The following is an 18,058-nucleotide window of genomic DNA, read 5'->3' as shown; positions in this document are numbered from 1 at the left end:
ACAGGAATTACCCATGAAAGTCATCGTTACAGTAGTCGAAAAAATTACTAGTGAAGCCCATATTGATATCCCTGATGGGCTAAATAAATCAGCAATCAAGCAGCACATAGTAGACCGCTACAACGCTGGAGAAATGGTCACAGACATGAACATTTTTCAAATTGACTTTGAATTTATTAGCGCTCGGATTGTACAAGGACAGGCAGACACCAATTCTATCTCTTCAGAGAAGGAGGTAATCGGATGAATATCAAATGGAGTGATGAAGAATTAGCAATTATTGAGGCAAAAGCTGAAGTATATACAATCAAACAAATAGCCTCAAGTTTAAAAAGGCGAGGATATCAACGCACACCGATTGCAATTTATCTGAAATTAAATAGCTTAGGTTATTCCGCACGTCCCACTCTTGATAACTATTCTTGTAAAGAAATTGCCCAAGTTCTTCAATTGAATTTCTCAACTGTCACAAGGTGGGTAAAAAGAGGATGGCTCAAAGCTACAAGACGCTCTGCAAGACATTACCAAATTCGGAGATGGCATCTAAAACAGTTTTTTGACAATCCCCCACAATCAATTAAAAAACGTATTGCTGCTCTCGATACCGAAGCCATTAATTACTTATTGGGGAGAAAAGCATGATTGACCACATTAATGCACTTCAAACAAGCTGGTATCTCTCTCCACCTTGGCGCGAAACAATTCCACCGATTGCAGTTAATTTACTGGAGAGAGTTTTTCTCCGCACAACAAGAACATTCGGTTACTGCTGTGGGATGCAATGGAAACACGAATGTTGGATTTATTCAATTGATTGCCGTAATGAAATACTCCATGCCACACAGAACCAAATCATCGGAACTGGAGAATTAGAAGTCATCAAAGTGCAAAAACCTGCCTTCGTTCTGGGCGAAAAAGTGATTCTTTGTTCTCACGACAAAGGAACAAAGCAACGGCTGATTTTGGGGATTGCGCTGGTGCATAATTCTTGGTTTTACCTTGTTGAATTGATGTCACCAACGTTAATTAAGATACCGACTATATCGAATCGTTTCTCATTAGTTGGTGAGAAAAGTTTGGTGCGGGTAAATCTTTAATTTTCTCTAATCACACAACTAAAGTTATGTCACAAATTGAAATCGTCGAAATCATCGGACAGATAAAACAAGAGATTGAAGTTGACGCTAATGGTCAAGCGAAAGCTAGCCTTCGGGCAACTGCAAGGCTTGCTGGGGTTAGTGATAAAGCTATCGGGAAAGCATTAGAGAGCGCGAACCTGGAACCCTCTAAACTGGCTCAAATGCTTATGCAGCAAAGCTTTGATGCCGCGAACCTAACCGACTGGAGAACCAGTGGTATTCCCGACACTGCGATCGCAATTATCTTAGAGTACTACGCTTACGAAGCTGGTAGATACTGCACTAAACAAGCCAGATTGGTATGCCGTTCATTCAACACCATCGGCATTCGTGCGTGGATTCAAGATAAATTGGGCTGGAATAAACCTACTAATCCTTCCGAAACAGCGATGACACAAATACAGTTACTCGCTGCGATCGCCCAACAGATGGCACAGCAAGAACAATATTTATTGGAGCAACAACAGCAACAAACTCAAATCTTGGCGAGACTCAAAGCAGTTGAAGTTGAGCAGGACAGAGTGAATACACCATGCGGTCATAAATATAGTGTTGTTGGTTTCGCTAATCTTCAAGGTTTAGAAATATCGGTTAAAGAAGCGGGTTCTAAAGGTAGAAAGGCAAGTGCATTGTGCCGTAAGCAAGGAATAGAAATAGAACGCATTCATGACCCACGTTTTGGAAAAGTTGGTTTGTATCCAGAAAGTGTGTTGATTGAGGTTTTCTCTACTGGTCAAAACTAACAGCAATTGTCTTCAGAATACTTTCTTTAATTGGAGAAAAGTACCATGCAACAACTCAATTTATTTGCTGAATCAACCCCAGTCTTACCAGTCACTTATTACCCCGATTTCTTAAGCTTTGAACAAGCCAATGAACTTTACCAACACTGTTTGAAACTGGAGTGGCAGCAGAACCAAATCAGGATCGCGGGTAAAACAATGCCTGTCCCCCGCCTGGAATGCCTGTACGGTGATAAAGGCTGTGACTATCTTTACTCAAACAGCGTATTTTTGAAACCCCTGACTTGGACAGAAAAACTCGCTTACTTGCGGGACAGAATCACTGCGCTAACTGGTTACAAATTCCGTATCGTCATCGGAAATCAATACCGCAGTGGACAGGATTCGATTGGTTGGCACGCAGACAACGAACGATCGATGGGATCTAACCCTGCAATGGGAGCAATGCGATTTTGTGAGGTGCTTAAAATTAAGGTTCTAAATCACCTATTTAAGGGTGCGATCGCAGCCAAATAACTGTTTTTATTGAGAATATAGCTCTGTAACTGAGAATTAAAGTGGGATCTAACAAAATCGCATCGCTCCCCCCTGCAATCGCATCGGTAAGCCTGGGTTCATGTCGCAAATTCCAAATCAAACCGAGAAATGGCAAATTCACTGACTTCTGGCTGGAACACGGCAGTTTGCTTGTGATGCACTCCGGTTGTCAGTCCACTCATCTGCACCAGGTTCCTAAAACCAACAAAGTCGTTAGTACCCGAATTAATTTGACCTTCCGACCACACACGGGAGGCGGGAGATAACGCTGTAGCTGGCTATTGAGGATTTCATAGCCAGCACAAGCTCTTCACTTCAATTTTAATCGGCGGCATGGGTGCAATGCCGCTTCATTTCCATGCGTCAAAAAACAGAGGAAATATGCGTATAATCGAATCTGATTCTCACTTCAAACATTTACAAGAATGGCGAGGCAGCGGAGTTGACGAAGAAATCATTGCTCTGAATGTGCGATCGCTGTCTGGGACTTTACCCTACGAATACTTGCTCTACAGTCCTAAAATCTCCCGCCGCAATGATGGACGATTACGCGATCGCGATTTGAAGAAATACCAGCACATTGAGTTAGGCGGCTGGTGGTGCAATGGCGTTGACCCTCTCAACAACTACGTTCTGATGATGTGGGGCTGTTTCAAACCCGACCATCCCCGAAGAGATCGCCAGAAGATCCACAAGTTCATCAAGTACGAGCATCCATTTCGAGAAGAGACACGCGCTTTCTTCCTCTTAGTCCCGAATCGTATTTGGGTGAAAGTCTCTAACCGTAGTGGCATTCCCATCACCGAAGAAGACTTGCAGCACCCTGGCGGTTTCTGGCACTGGGTATGGAAGCATAATGTACCAGTGACAATCGTGGAAGGTGTCAAGAAAGCGGGGGCATTGTTGACTGCGGGTTATGCAGCGATCGCAATTCCTGGTGTTAACGCTGGATACCGCACACCTACTGATGAATATGGTACAGCGAATGGTAAACCATACCTCATCCCCGACCTCAAACACTTTGCAACAGAGGGGAGGCAGGTTAACATCTGCTTTGACCAGGACAATAAACCTGAGACAGTCCAGCGAGTCAGAACCGCCATCAGCCGCATGGGACGGCTGCTTGTAAATGAGGGTTGTTCGCTGCGGGTGATTGATTTACCATTGAGGGCAGAAAAAGGGGTTGATGATTTTATTGTTGCCAAAGGGCGGGAAGCTTTTGACGCACTCTACAATACGGCTGTTGCACTGGAATTATGGGAGATTAAGCTGTTTACTCTGCTGACTTACCCGCCTGCGATCGCACTTAACCAACGATTTCTCGGTCAGCTTCTCGTACCCGTTGGCGAAAAACTGATTATCCTCAAGGCTCCCAAAGGTACTGGTAAAACCGAATGGCTTGCAACTGAAGTGGCAAAAGCACATGACCTTGGGCGAAGGGTACTAATCATCACCCATCGGATTCAACTGGGCGAGGCACTGTGTAATCGCTTCGGTGTTAACTATGTTACTGAAGTCCGCACCAATGAAACAGGCACATTGTTGGGATATGGGGTGTGCGTCGATTCGCTGCATCAAGAAAGTCAGGCGCGATTCAACCCCAATGACTGGGCGAACGATGTAATTATTATTGATGAATGCGACCAAGTATTCTGGCATCTTCTCAACTCTGGTACTGAAGTGCAAAAGCGTCGGGTATCTGTTCTCAAAAACCTCAAGCAGTTAGTGCAGAATGTTTTGGGCAGCAGTCAGGGAAAGATTTACCTATCTAGTGCTGATGTTTCCGACACAGATGTGAAGTATGTTTTATCACTTGCTGGTGAATATCGTGTCAATCCCTTCGTCATCGTCAACAACTATCGCCATGTCGCTGGAAACTGTTACAACTACTCTGGCAGTAACCCGAAGAATTTGATTGCAGCATTGGATAAGGCGATTCCCAAAGAAGGGCATCATCTATTGTGCTGCTCTGCTCAAAAGGCTAAATCTAAGTGGGGAACCCAGGCACTTGAAGAACGGTTCCGTCGTAAATACCCAGAATTGCGAATCCTGCGGATTGACAGCGAATCCGTTGCTGACCCATCACATCCGGCGTTTGGTTGTATCGCTCACCTGAATGAAATTCTTACCCAGTATGATTTGGTTATCGCTTCTCCCAGCCTGGAAACTGGGGTATCCATCGACATTCGAGGACATTTTGATGGTGTTTGGGGGATTTTTCAGGGAGTCCAGCCGGTTAACTCTGTGCGGCAGATGTTGGCGCGGCTACGGGAAACAGTTGACCGCCACATTTGGGTGAGAGAATGGGGGATGTCGGTTGTGGGTAATGGTTCCACTACCATTGGAGGATTGCTCAGAAGTCAGCACGTCGCAACACAAGCGAACATTGCGCTGTTGTCGGCGGCGGATAATGATGATTACAGCTACGTTGACCAGAATTTTCAGCCAGAGTCATTGCAGACTTGGGGTAAGCGTGGTTCTGTGATTAACGTTGAAATGCGGCGTTATCGAGAATCGGTGCTTGCGGGTTTGGTCGAGGATGGATACACCGTTATTGATGCTGACGATGTTGATGATGAGAGTGGGGCTGTAATTGAGTCGGTTAAAGCCGCGTCTGTTGAATTGTATGCTGCGGAGTGTGAAGCGATCGCGCAAGCTGATGAACTCTCTGGGGCTGAACTGAAAAAACTGCAAGATAAACGTGCCAAAACCAAAACTGAACGACACCAGCAGCGCAAGGCGGAATTGTCTCGCCGTTACGAAATTGATGTAACCCCTGATTTGGTCGAGAAAGATGACGACGGGTGGTATCCTCAACTGAGAATGCACTACTATTTGACGCTGGGGCGAGAGTTTTTGACCAACCGTGATGCGAAACGGGCAGCAGCGCAGTTAGAGGTGGGAGAGAATTCGATTTGGAAGCCGGATTTTAACAAGGGGCAGCTATTGCCTGCTGTTTTGTTACTGGAAAATCTGAATCTGTTGCAGTTTCTCACGCCAGACGTTCAGTTGCGGGGGTCTGATGAGAAGATGCTGGAGTTTAAGGCACTGGCTGTAACGCATCGGCACGTTATCAAAAATTACCTGAATGTTTCTATTTCTGAAAAACTGACCCCGGTGGTGATCGCACAGAAACTACTTGCCAAGATTGATTTGAAGTTGGATTACGTTGGCCGGTTGGGTAAGCGTGAAAATCGGGAGTGCGTTTATCGGTTTGTTGCCCCTGATGATCAGCGTAATTCAATTTTTGGGCAGTGGTTAAATCGGGATGAAGCGTTTTCAAGGGAATCGGTGTCAGTCACGAATAATATAAGTACAACTACACCAGTAACTGACACAACATCACTCAGTGACACAGCACCACATACCCCAGAAAATATCGCGATTCTTGGATGGAAGGGGCTGATGGTGAAAATGCAGCTTGGGCTAAATAGCGCTGGTTCCTTCTACAGTGAGTTAGTCTCAAAAGTTGGCGAGGCTGTTGGAGTTGCTGATGGGGAGCCTTACTGGAACGCATACCTGGGGCAGTGGCAGGTTTGGGTTAAGTTTGGGAGCGAGTGTAGGTCTGTGGTGTGCGATTGGTTGGTGGTGTAGGCCACAGTAGTTCACTGTTCCATCAAAATAGTTACTGTGAGTCGGTTATTTTGTATGGAGTTTTGTCAGCATGAAACAATTCTTTGTCCTAAGTGAGAATGCGGTTGACCAGCCCAGCAAATATGTGATATCACGGTATCGCATGTGATAAATACTTAATTAAAATTTACTAAAAGTAGTTTTTAGTACAAGTTTATACTGATGTAGGCATCGCTCATTTTTATCCAATCTCATCAAATCTGCTCCTTTATTGACTTACTTTTTTGCCGTTTGCCAAAAACAAGCGTGTAAAATCATAGGTTTGCTCTATCTCAATACCGATAAATAGGCGAAGTATTCTAACTTACAACAGGATAATTATTAATGAGCAAACATAAATACATATCGATTCATGGTTCCTCTACTGATAATCTCGCACAAGTAGGCTTATCAAATAACGTGAGCAACGATACGTTAGTATCATCAATTTTGCCAACTATAATTGACTTTGCCTCTAGCACTGGATTTCGCCAAGCAACTACAGTAGCTTTTGGGAACAACTTCAACACCAAAAAGCTAGAGGCATTACATCATCAATGGGCAGCAGGTAACTTTTCTCAATTCCCCACCATAAAAATTCTCTCAGCTAGTGACTTAGGGGGAGCAAGAGCTGCTTTTGCCCAAATCACGAATACAATCTATATCTCAGCAGATTTTGTCGCCGAAAAAGCCAATAATCCTAGTTTATTTAAAGATGTTCTTTTAGAAGAGATTGGTCATTTTATTGATGCCAAAATTAATACAATTGATACCCAAGGTGACGAAGGCAAAATCTTTGCCAAATTAGTACAAGGGCGTGCTGTCAGTGAGCAAGAATTACAACAATTCCAGCAAGCTAATGATGCTATTAGTATTAAAGTCAATGGTAAAACATTAGCGGCAGAAGCAGATATAGATCCCGCCAGCAACCTGCAATTTTTACCTGCTAAAGTAGATGCTCTATTTGACAAAATTAAATCCATCATCAATGATAATATTCCCTCTACTGGTGACTTGCCACTAATAGGCAATAAACTAGACCTGAAAGCTAGTATCAATACTTTTATTGATGATGTTAAAAATAAAGTTGTGACTGAATTGGGCAAAGGTCAAGAAAATACCGTTGCAGCCATTCAGCAAGCACTATTTAACGCTTTAAGTAGCACGAATTTACTGTTAGATTCTGACGATCCAGATAGTGTAGTTACTATTAATGATATTCAGGTCATCCAGGATAATAGCAGTATTGCCTTCAAACTCAACATTGGTACAGTTGCTCACCCTAATATTTCCCTAGATAAAAACCTCGGTCTACCCAATTTAGGTTTAGATGTTAGCGGTGGATTGAGCGCTGATTTAGACATTAGTTTGGGTGTAGGTTTTGGGGTAGACAATTTCAGCAATGACCAAAATGCCATCTTTTTAGACACTTCAGTTGCTAAGGAATTTCAAGCTCATTTTCAGGGTAAATTAGTTGATGGGAGTAATAACCCTCTTACTCTTGATGGGACTTTAGGGTTTCTTCACATTGAGGCTACCGACCAGGGAAGTGCGCTGACGGCTGATTTTGCGGCTGACCTCAAAGGCGGTGATGCTCAAGGTAAAATCCGCTTCAACAATCTCGACACCATAGACATTGATGCTGACGCACTTACTGTTGATGCAGACCTGAAGTTATTTATAGATACAGGTATCAGCGACTCCAACACTGGTGAATCGCTTAACGGCCCACTGCCTAGTATTACAGCCAATTTTGACTTACTAGATTTGCAGTTTAATAGTGATAACCCCAGCGTTCCAGCACCAATTGTCAAGTTTACCGATGCAAAACTGAATTTTGGTTCCTTAGTTAGTGGGTTTTTCAAGTCAGTATTTACAGACTTGCAAACAATCACCAACCCCTTCAAACCCATTATCAATACCCTAACAACCCCATTGCCAGTAATTAGGGCTTCCTTGTTAGATATTGCTGAGAAGGTTGTCAACAGTGGGCTGTTTGGTTCCGGCACGATTGACCCAGAAACTTTTGAATTTGTCAAAATTGCAGTCAAAATTGTCAATGTTATTGACAGTTTCCCTACAAGTGCAGATAGCCTGTTTTTAGATTTAGGAGACTTTGACCTTACTGGTACAGATGTCCGCACGGATGATGTGAGTGACAACAGCAAAGTTACACCCAATATTACTAAATTTACAGACCCTCTAAATCAGGTATCCTCCTCTGGGAATGGAGATGTTACACCCTTTATTAATGCACTCATCGACCTCGTTACTAACATTCAAGATTCCTCTGTCTTTAAAGAATCAGCACAGTTTGTTGACAATAATCCAGCCTTAGCTGCTCAAAGTTTACAATCTCTGGCTGATGAAGATACAAACAGTATCAAGCAGCTATTTCCCATCTTGGCTGACCCCAGTTCTGTCTTTCAGATTTTGCTGGGTCAACAGGTAGATTTATTCCGCTACGATTCACCCACATTAGCCTTTAAATACACCTTTACACCTCCAACTATTCCTATCTTTGGGCCTTTGGGATTACAAATAAGTGGTGGTGTGAGCGCGGGTGCAGCAATCTCTGTAGGTTATGACACTCAAGGTTTAATCGACTTCCGTAAGGGAGGCTTTGCTGATGCTAGTAAGCTACTCAACGGCTTTTTTGCAGGTAGACCAATCAGCGATAAAGATGGTGATGGCGATCGCGATCACAACCTAACATTGGGTGGTGAGTTGGATGCCGCCGCCGCTTTAGACCTGGAGTTTATAAAAGCAGCCTTGGGTGGTGGGATTGGTCTGACTGTGTTCTTTGACTTGGGTAATTCTGACAACGATTACAAAATTCGTAGCAGTGATATCGCTAACGTTATTGACAATGGCGGTAATCCCTTTTGTCTGTTTAGTCCTAGTGGTGAGTTAGATGCAATTATCTTTGGCCAAATAACTCTAGATTTTGGCTTCTTCAGCTTTAGTAAACGCCTGAATCTAGCGACCATTAAGTTGGTTAGCTTTACTGCGGAAGACTTCGGTGGTAATCCTTGCGCGGGTGAGGAATCGGAACACTATAACGTTATTGATAAGCAACCCGATCCCGATTCACCTATAGCCAAGCAGTTAGCAGGGGCAGGGATTGTTGACCGCACGGGTACAGATAATAATGACATCATCATTGTTGAACACATCTCTGGTGGTGTGAATGATGATGGTAGCAGTGACGAGATAGTTGAGGTACAAGGTTTAGACCCGCAGCCGAAGCAGTATGCAAATGTCAAATTGGTCATTGTCAGTGCTGGCGAAGGGAATGATACCATCACTTTCATTAACAATGTAGAAGCCAATGGTCAAGTTACAGGTGGCGCAGGAGATGACAACATTACAACTGGTGAAGGTGATGACTTCCTCTTAGGTGGTGCTGGTAACGATACCCTCGATGGTGGAGAAGTTGGCTTGCTTGATAGCGAAGACAAAAATACAGCTGATTACAGCGATGCACCTAATGGGATTGTGGTCAACCTTACTCAAGGCAAAGTTAACAATGATGGCTACGGTACACAAGATATCCTGATTCATATTCAAAATATTGTTGGGTCAAGCAAAAACGACTCCATCACAGGCTCAGATGATGATAACGTCCTAGTAGGCGACCAAGGTAACGATACATTAATTGGTCTTGAGGGTGACGACGTGTTACTGAGTGGAGCCGGAGCCGACTATATCGATGGAGGAGATGATGAAGATACAATCACCTACATCGCATCTATGGCAGGAGTCTACGTCAATATCTCTAACAGTAATGTGGCTTTTGTTTCCCCCATAGATAAAGTTTTGAGTAGCTTGCCTAAAAATCGAGGGTTTGGAGGTGAAGCCAATGGTGACAAAATCTTTAATGTTGAAAATCTTCAAGGTTCAATCTATAACGATATTCTCGTCGCTGGCGATCAAGACGGTCATGTGTCCGGTTTGAATGGGGATGATATTCTCACTGCTGGCCCTGGAGATGATACTTTAGACGGCGGTACTGGTAATGACTGGGTTTCTTATATTCGTGCCACCCAGGGAGTTGAGGTACATCTAGTAGAGGAAGATGGCAATACTGATGGTGGTGCTTCTGGTGATAAATTGCTCTCTTTGCGAAATAAAGATGATGAGCCTTTAAGCATCAACTCCATAGAAAATCTGCAAGGCTCCAACTTTGCCGATACCTTAGAAGGTGATATTGGTAGTAACATTCTCCGAGGAGAAAGTGGTAATGATACCCTAAAAGGCAATGATGGTAACGATACTTTAATTGGTGGTGCAGGTGCTGACTTTTTGGATGGTGGAACAAGTATTGACTGGGCTGACTATAGTGAATCGCCAGGAGGGGTAAATGTCAGTCTGCTACCTGGTGCAGTAAATACGGGTGGTCATGGTCAAGGAGATACATTCGCTCAGACTGTTATTTCATCCACCGTTGAGAACTTACTGGGGTCTGATTTTGCCGATATTTTAACTGGAGATGCTGGTAATAATGACATCAATCCCGGTCTAAGTAACTTTGGTACTGATGTTGTTGATGGGGGTAGTGGAAGCGATCGCTTAATCATTGATTATTCCCGTAATGATTTCGGCACTGGTGTTATAGGCGGCTTCAGTAATTTTGCTAACCCCACTAACTCATTTTCTAGAGGTTCCGGTACTAATCCTCCCGTTCAAGATGCGGTTAATTTCAAAAATATCGAACGCTTGAAAGTTACAGGCACTAGCAAAGCGGATCAAATCTTTGGGGGTGCTGATGACGATGTAATTTTGGGCGGTGCGGGGAATGATATCATTGCTGGCGGTCGAGGTAGCAACGTAATTTTGGCAGATGATGGCAATGATTTTGTTAAAGATCAAAACGACGCAAATTTAGCGTTTTCTGGCACACCTGGCAATAGTTTCATTGTTTTGAACGGCGGCGCGGGAATTGATACGCTCTCAATTGATCTCTCAGGTAAAGCAGATAATATTACTCTAGTCAGCCTCAATCCTGGAGAAGAGAATCCCAATCAACTATTAACCTTATCAGATGGCAGTGTCATTACCCAATTTGAAGCTTTCCGAGACATTAAAACAGGTTTTGGCAAAGACCAACTGACTCAACTTGGCAAGTTAGATAACAACTTTAGTACAGGCGGTGGCAATGACACTATTAATTCTGGCCTGGGTCTTGATACAGTAGATGGCGGCAGTAGTAGTGGTGATGATGACCTGTTAATTGTCGATTACTCTGTTGGGGATGTTGGTTCAGGCATCCAGTCTTTCTTCAATGGCACTAATGGCGGCGAGATTTACCGCAATATAACTAGCAGTGGCAACACCCTACTAGATCGGGTGACTTTTAGTAATATTGAACGGTTGAACGTCATCGGCACGAGTAAAGCCGATCAACTTGTGGGTGGTAATGGAGCAGACACCCTCATCGGCAATGATGGAGATGACAGCTTGATTGGTAATAAAGGCAGTGATTCTTTATTTGGTAGTGCCAACAATGACATCTTAATTGGGGTAAAATTAGGAGTTTCTCCTGGCTCTGGTAACGAAATTGATAGCTTGACAGGTGGCACAGGGAAAGATGAATTCTGGCTAGGGGATGCAAGGGAGGTTTACTACGATGATGAAAATCCTCTAACATCTGGGTTTAATAACCAGGGACAGATTACCGATTTTAATCCCGATGAAGGCGACATCATTCAACTGCATGGTAAGTCTGGAGATTACATTCTCAAAGAGATACGCACTGGCACACAGATTTTCCTACGCGGTTCTAGAACTAGCGCGGATGAATTAATCGGCTTTGTCCAAGGATTTTCTAAATTTGACCTGAATGCTAGTTATGTTAGGTACGTCGATAGTAATACTGGTGCTGTTTCGGCTAATAGCGTTATGAGTTTGAAGGCTCTACCTGTAGAAACTAACGCTATCGAGTCTCTAACAGATAACATCACAGCGAATACCCTAAACCTAAACATAGCGGAAGCGCTTATACCAGCCTTTACTGTTACTCAAAATAGCGGTAACGGTTTTGGGTTACTAGATACTCTCACAGGTATAACCACTGGACTTTCTAACTTCAATGTCAAGCTAACTGGAGATACTAGAGCTTTTGGTACGTTCCAAAATGACCCCTTTGGCTTAGGTTCTGGGATAGTTTTAAGTACAGGCAAAGTCAAAGATTTGGCTGGTGGCAATACAGCTGACGGTGACTTTTCACCTGGTACTAGTGTTCCAATCCAGTTGACGAAGCTGCCTGGAGTAACAGGTGGTTCCCCTGCTGAGACGGCTGTTTATGTGGCAGACCTCTCCAATTTGGGATTTGATTTGAGTTCCTTAACTATTGGTGATGGTGGTGTTCTAGCAGGAAGCAATGGCAGATTTACTGGTTTCGACCTAGATGCAATTAAACTTAGTCACACCCTTGTAAATTCAGCAGCAGATGCTGCCAGCTTAGTTGGCTTAGATGTATTTGATTTTAGTCCGGCAGGAACTACCTTTATTCCAGGAGAGCAACGTCCACCAACGAATCCAACCAATGCAAATCTATTTGGGACTACCAATGGATATATCAACAATGCGATCGCAAAACTGACAAGTTTTGATGCTAACAGTACCATTGGCCCCACTGCAACAGGATTTGTCAGCTTGGGTGACACTGGCAAGGTAGGATTTGACCTCAAATCATCTATTGCTTCAGGACAACCCCTGTATCTTTACCTTGGGGAAGTTGGCGACAATGGAGAGGTAGCAGCAGGTGATATTTCTGTTTCCAATCGCTCTTTCGCTGGACTGAACGATCTCAGCACAGATTTTGGTACACCAGGGGCCGCCGATGACAACATCTCCATGCAAATCGACTTTGTGGCTGATGACACTGCACCACTGATTTACTTCCAGTTTGCTTTTGCCTCAGAGGAGTTTGTGGAATTTGGCGGTAGTGACTTTAATGACCTGTTCAGCCTGAAGTTGAACGGTTTGGATCTAGCTTTATTAAGCGACGATGAAGCAGTCACGATTAACAACTTGGCTCCCACTCCCTTTGGTTATCATCCAGACTTTATCTACAACCCCTCTGGAACAGGCCCAGCCACTGAACAAACTAGACTTGATGGTTATACCAAAGTTCTAACTTTCGCTGGCCCGACTATAACCAATGCCAAAAATAGCTTGATCCTTAATGTTAAAGATGTCCGCGATGGTTTGCTAGACTCTGCTATCTTCTTGAAGGCTGCTACTTTGGGGACGGTTGATCCTAATAATCTTCCCGGTAGTGTGAGGGTTGACACTGGTAAAGATTTGGTTGTTGCAGAAGGAGGCACAACAGATACTTTTACATTCGTGCTGAAGACCATTCCCAAAGATAACGTTACTGTTACTCTGACTCCAGATAAACAGCTTGATTTAGGCCAAGGGGCAAACAATCCAACGACTTTGACCTTTACACCTGGAAATGCCTTAATCGCGCAGACTGTTACTGTCAAAGCAGTGGACGATACTCTTGTTGAAGGAAATCACACAGGTATTATCTCTTTCAAGGTCAATAGTAGTGACTCTGCTTATAATGAACTGCCAATTTCTGACGTGAAGGTTGCTATTAGAGACAACGATGAGCCAGCACCTGTATTTGCAATTTCTTCAGCCTCAGCAACAGAAGGAAATCCTATTACTTTCACCATCACTCGTACAGGGGATGCTCAAATTGACCAAAGTATTACTCTCGCCACATCTATTGGTACAAGAGATACAGCTAGCGAACGTGATTTTAGAGCGAAAGCTGAAACTATTATCTTTAAACCGGGAGAAACTCAAAAAACCTTTACGGTTGAGACAATTCCAGACTCCTTATTTGAAGGAAATGAAACTTTCACTGTCGGTTTAAGCAAACCTACCAATGGTGCAATCATCAACCCTAATGGTACAGCCAAGGGGACTATTATTGATGCAGGTGCAATTATTACCCAGACTGATGGAAGTACCAAAGTTACTGAAGGTGGTGCAACTGACAGTTACTCTGTGGTACTTACTACCCAACCCACTGCTGATGTCATTATTACTATCAATAACGGCAGGCAAATTAGACCCAGTGTCAAAACTCTCACCTTCACCTCACGGAACTGGAATATAGCGCAAAATGTGACGGTAGTTGCAGTAGATGATGCAATTGTAGAAGGCAATCATGGCGACATCATCCAGAATACAGTGAGCAGCAGCGATGCTAAATATAACGGTATTGCAGACTCTATCAATGTGAGCATTACTGACAATGACCCCCTCTTAACAAGGAATACTGATAATGAGAAACTGTTAACCAAGAATGTTGACAATGATATCTTTACCATCAAAGGTAATAGTGACCAAGCAATACTGAAAGTTACTCTTACAGGGCACAATTCCAATTTCCTTAATGAATTGGGAGTATTTATTGTTGACGATGCTAATGGCAACATTAATGGTATTAAACCAGGTACAACAGGTTACGCCCAAGCAGCTTTAGAACGAGCTAAGATAATTTTCTCTACTATTGCCAACGCCCCTAACGGATTTGATGCCAACAATCTTACAAGTTTACTGAAATTGAATTCTGGCGATAGATTGAAATTCTATTTGGTAAAAAATAGTACTACTGATTCTGTGCGAACTGGAGCCACTTCTATTGCAGATATGTTATTTGCTGATGCTTCAACGCAAAAGATTACAGACTTGGGCGATGATGGGTTTTCTCTAGATTGGAAGGATGGATTCGGTAGTAGCACTACTGACTTTAAAGATTTGGTAGTAAAGATTCAATCTACAAATGAAACCTTACCTTTAGGCACAAATTTGCAAAGTCAGCCACAAGGCGAATTGATTGATTTGAGAGATGTAAGGCAACAGGTAAAAGCTGATTTTGTTGTCAACAGAGAAGCAGTTTTCAATAATTTCATCGGCTTCTATCAGGTAACTGATGAAACTGGTGGTATTGATACTAATAAAGATGGCAAAGCAGATATTTTTACTGGACAAACTGGTTATAGTGAAGCAGCAGTTCGTGGTCGTGTTGCAGGCATTGATCTGACAGTTAATAACCAAGGTACGGCGACTTACACAGGAACTTTCCAGCCTGGTTCGATTTTTGCACCATTTATTATTGCTAATGATAGACCTGATGCTTTACTTGATAGCAATCCCAATAATGATCCCGCCGTTTACTTCTCATTCTTGGGAGCTAACACTGATAAAGCGGATCACATTCGCTTGTTAGGGAATAACGTTTTTGGCTTTGAGGATGTAGCAAATGGTGGGGATAAAGATTTCAATGATGTAATTGTAGGAGTTAAATTAAGTATTATTTAGCCATTTTTATCGGCAGGTTTCAACCTGGAGGGAAAAAATCAGCGTTGCATAATTGAAGTATGAATTCGAGCGTAGGCGTAGCCCGTCGTAGACATCGCTATGCAATGTCCAAGGTGTGGAGCAACTCATATTCGCTTTGCAAGAATGGCAAAAAAGGCTGAAAATGCACCTTGAGCTAGACAGCGCTGGCTCCTTCTACAATCAGTTAGTCTCCACAATCGGCAAAGCTATCGGTGTTGCTGATGGGGAGCCTTACTGGAATGGCTATCTGGGGCAGTGGCAGGTTTGGGTTAACTTTGGGAGCGAGTGTAGGTCTGTGGTGTGCGATTGGTTGGTGGCGGTGTAGGTAACAGTAGTTCACTGTTCCATCAAAACTGTTACTGTGAGTCGGTTATGCAAGCAGTTTTCCAGTTTGGAGCAAATAATCTCTATTGCCTTGCCCTTGAAAAAGACAATTTTGTGTTCGTTATCTTCTGACTCGCTTAAAGATGACCGGAACAAGTTTGTTTTAGCCCAAGATTGAACCGGAATCAAGTTCCCACTGATGTTTGAGCAATTCTTGATAAGTCGTTTCCCTTATCATCATCTGCTTGTACAGCATCTGCAAAAACTCTTGAGCTTGTTCACGGGACATCTGCTGCACTTGATCAGAGAAAGTTCTAAGGCTGAATTCTTGTTCTAAAGATAATTCAATGGGTTGGTTCATAGCTTTTATTTGAGTTTGCTAAGTTAAGCAAATATTGTTTTATATAAATAAATGTTACGATAGCTTTACAAAAGATGAAGGGGTGTAAACCGTACAGGCGTAGGTTAGAAATACCGTCTCTACTGCTGAAAACCTTGATATCACTCCATTGTGGCAACCCAAGTAAAAACCTAAGCTCTAAAGTTTCTTACTAAGAGGTTTTGAAAAGCATTTTTAACCTCTGCTTGCGGCTGGCGATCGCCTAGGCCGGGCGAAACAGCGCCATCGCTCAAAAGAAGAGATGGGCAATAGAATTATTCCTTTGAGCAAGAGTGGTGAGCGTCGAGGCGTGATGCTGGAGTTTGATAATGTAGAGATGACAAATTTGCTCAACTAATAGCTTAAAATAATGCCTATTTCTATTCACGCGATTTACACCAGTTGGCGTAAATTGCTAAAGCATCACTATCAGTTAGCTTTTTTAGGCGTTCTAGACTGTACTTCTTCTTAATTTGTGTAAGGAATGGGACGCTGATTAATTCTTCACTATGACTTACCCGAAGTTCTAGGAATTGCTGCCAGCGATTCACTGCTTAAAAGCTAGCATTTTGATAAGTCGTTTCTTATTATTCTCGAATAGTTTTAATAAGTGCGATCACCAATATCACAAGTTTTTTGGATGTCATGATATCAGTAACTAACAACAGGGCGATCGCGCTCAAATGAAGGGATGAAATATTCTAATCTTGCTAACAATAGCTTTAAGTATTTAGGCGGATATTACGATATTTTTATGAGGAATTTTAACAGTAAATGTAGTTCCAACTCCTACTTTACTTTCTAAATAAATTTCTCCAGTATGTCTTTCTACACATTTTTTAACAACTGCTAAACCTAGTCCGGTACCAACAATATTATTCACATTTTGACCTCGATAGAAAGGCTCGTAAATCTTTTCTTGTTCTGTTGTTGGAATACCTATTCCCTGGTCTATTACTTGAAACAATACAGCCTCTGATTCTGAGTTTAAAACCAAGTATATCTTACTTTCAGGAGATGAGTACTTAATAGCATTTAAAAGTAAGTTACTAAGGATGGAATACAGCAGTTTTTCATCTAGATTAGCTCGAAAACACTGGCCATCATTTCTAAAGTCTATTAAATGTGGGGTAGTACCAAAAAGTTGTAAATCTTCTACTAAATTTAAGCAGAAATTTTCTAGGTTAATTAATTGAGGTTTGTAATCTAACTTCCCCGCTTCCGATCTTGTTAAGGTCAATATATCTGTCAGCAGATGATTCATTAATTTGGCTGAAGACTGAATCCGATAAAGATTTTTTAACTGCTTCTCATCTACCAATTCCTCAAGAATCTCTTGCAATAATTGAGATGATAGCAAAATGATGCTTAAAGGTGTACGAAATTCATGAGAAATCATCGAAAACAAGCGGATTTTTAATTCTCCAAATTCTTTTTGTTGCGCTAGTGAAAATTCTAAAGACTCAATTTTTTGGACTTTGATCCATTGTTGATCAAGAATAATACATAAACTAACAATTACTATAACACTTAAAATAGTACCCAGTATTTCCATTAGAATTCTCAAGTGAATGCTGTTCTCAGATTCTTCTAGAGAACTTTGTAAATAGCGTTGTTCTTCAGTTTGAATATCTGCTATTATACGCAAGATTTCTTGCCGAAGCTTAACACTACGAGTAGTAATATTAGTTTGTGCTTCTAATGCTGTTTTATCTTTTTGATAAAGTTCTATTGATTGCTTCAAAAGCATTAATCTTTCATTAACTAACGAGTTCATCTGTGTAAATTTCTGTTGCTGTTTAAAACTAGAATGTATTTGTTGTTTTAATAGCCCGAGTTGAGATTGTATATTTATTATTTCATTTTGATAACGCTTTAAATCTTGTTTACTTCCCCAAAATATGTATCCTCGTCGTGCTGATTCTGCCGATGTCATTGCCGCAGAAAAATTTGTCAAA

12 protein-coding genes are annotated in these 18,058 nt (G+C 42.3%); 9 read left to right on the top strand and 3 right to left on the bottom strand.

What is annotated here, in order from left to right:
- Positions 1-13 precede the first annotated feature (13 nt).
- The 9 genes from H6G86_RS29175 to H6G86_RS29135 all read left to right on the top strand — a co-directional run bounded on the left by H6G86_RS29175 (position 14) and on the right by H6G86_RS29135 (position 15,722).
- Positions 14-247 (top strand): hypothetical protein, encoded by a 234-nt coding sequence (locus H6G86_RS29175; RefSeq protein ID WP_190937228.1) that lies wholly within the window; start codon positions 14-16, stop codon positions 245-247.
- Entirely contained in the window at positions 244-642 is a 399-nt protein-coding gene (locus tag H6G86_RS29170) for a MerR family transcriptional regulator (protein WP_242065024.1), read from the top strand. Before H6G86_RS29175 ends, H6G86_RS29170 begins: the two co-directional genes overlap by 4 nt.
- Positions 639-1,097: a DUF1392 domain-containing protein gene (locus H6G86_RS29165; protein WP_190937227.1), complete on the top strand. Its 459-nt coding sequence runs from the start codon at positions 639-641 to the stop codon at positions 1,095-1,097. The genes H6G86_RS29170 and H6G86_RS29165 overlap by 4 nt, the downstream gene beginning before the upstream one ends.
- 26 nt (positions 1,098-1,123) lie before the next feature.
- Positions 1,124-1,882 carry a hypothetical protein gene (locus H6G86_RS29160; protein ID WP_190937226.1) on the top strand — a complete coding sequence of 253 codons (759 nt, stop codon included), beginning with the start codon at positions 1,124-1,126 and terminating at the stop codon, positions 1,880-1,882.
- A 45-nt stretch (positions 1,883-1,927) separates the two neighbouring features.
- Entirely contained in the window at positions 1,928-2,398 is a 471-nt protein-coding gene (locus H6G86_RS29155; RefSeq protein WP_190937225.1) for an alpha-ketoglutarate-dependent dioxygenase AlkB family protein, read from the top strand.
- Between the two features lie 41 nt (positions 2,399-2,439).
- The gene (locus H6G86_RS29150; protein ID WP_313931484.1) at positions 2,440-2,685 is read left to right on the top strand and encodes an alpha-ketoglutarate-dependent dioxygenase AlkB; all 246 of its coding nucleotides are present in this window, start codon (positions 2,440-2,442) and stop codon (positions 2,683-2,685) included.
- Between the two features lie 115 nt (positions 2,686-2,800).
- Positions 2,801-6,013: a plasmid replication protein, CyRepA1 family gene (locus tag H6G86_RS29145; protein WP_190937224.1), complete on the top strand. Its 3,213-nt coding sequence runs from the start codon at positions 2,801-2,803 to the stop codon at positions 6,011-6,013.
- A 363-nt stretch (positions 6,014-6,376) separates the two neighbouring features.
- Positions 6,377-15,376 (top strand): choice-of-anchor L domain-containing protein, encoded by a 9,000-nt coding sequence (locus tag H6G86_RS29140; RefSeq protein WP_190937223.1) that lies wholly within the window; start codon positions 6,377-6,379, stop codon positions 15,374-15,376.
- Positions 15,377-15,539: 163 nt separating this feature from the next.
- Complete coding sequence (locus H6G86_RS29135) at positions 15,540-15,722, top strand: hypothetical protein (protein ID WP_190937222.1); 183 nt, start codon at positions 15,540-15,542, stop codon at positions 15,720-15,722.
- Between the two features lie 162 nt (positions 15,723-15,884).
- On the opposite strand, the gene H6G86_RS29130 is transcribed toward H6G86_RS29135, so the two are convergent.
- The 3 genes from H6G86_RS29130 to H6G86_RS29120 form a co-directional block, all read right to left on the bottom strand.
- On the bottom strand, positions 15,885-16,082 hold the full coding sequence (locus H6G86_RS29130) for an NblA/ycf18 family protein (RefSeq protein WP_190937221.1): 198 nt from the start codon (positions 16,080-16,082) through the stop codon (positions 15,885-15,887).
- A gap of 398 nt (positions 16,083-16,480) precedes the next feature.
- Positions 16,481-16,651: a hypothetical protein gene (locus H6G86_RS29125; RefSeq protein ID WP_190937220.1), complete on the bottom strand. Its 171-nt coding sequence runs from the start codon at positions 16,649-16,651 to the stop codon at positions 16,481-16,483.
- Positions 16,652-16,830: 179 nt separating this feature from the next.
- Positions 16,831-18,058 (bottom strand): sensor histidine kinase (locus H6G86_RS29120; RefSeq protein ID WP_190937219.1); only part of this gene is annotated, 1,228 nt, incomplete at its 5' end.

Origin of the sequence: Nostoc sp. FACHB-133, from assembly GCF_014698055.1 — a bacterium.
GTDB lineage: Bacteria > Cyanobacteriota > Cyanobacteriia > Cyanobacteriales > Nostocaceae > Nostoc.
Note: the sequence above shows the minus strand (reverse complement) of the source record. Positions and strands in the feature narration are given on the sequence as shown.

Bases quoted from the DNA above. Each gene is read 5' to 3' on its own strand.
- H6G86_RS29175 (WP_190937228.1), top strand. From the start codon at position 14: ATGAAAGTCATCGTTACAGTAGTCGAAAAAATTACTAGTGAAGCCCAT.
- H6G86_RS29170 (WP_242065024.1), top strand. From the start codon at position 244: ATGAATATCAAATGGAGTGATGAAGAATTAGCAATTATTGAGGCAAAA.
- H6G86_RS29165 (WP_190937227.1), top strand. From the start codon at position 639: ATGATTGACCACATTAATGCACTTCAAACAAGCTGGTATCTCTCTCCA.
- H6G86_RS29160 (WP_190937226.1), top strand. From the start codon at position 1,124: ATGTCACAAATTGAAATCGTCGAAATCATCGGACAGATAAAACAAGAG.
- H6G86_RS29155 (WP_190937225.1), top strand. From the start codon at position 1,928: ATGCAACAACTCAATTTATTTGCTGAATCAACCCCAGTCTTACCAGTC.
- H6G86_RS29145 (WP_190937224.1), top strand. From the start codon at position 2,801: ATGCGTATAATCGAATCTGATTCTCACTTCAAACATTTACAAGAATGG.
- H6G86_RS29140 (WP_190937223.1), top strand. From the start codon at position 6,377: ATGAGCAAACATAAATACATATCGATTCATGGTTCCTCTACTGATAAT.
- H6G86_RS29135 (WP_190937222.1), top strand. From the start codon at position 15,540: ATGCACCTTGAGCTAGACAGCGCTGGCTCCTTCTACAATCAGTTAGTC.
- H6G86_RS29130 (WP_190937221.1), bottom strand. From the start codon at position 16,082: ATGAACCAACCCATTGAATTATCTTTAGAACAAGAATTCAGCCTTAGA.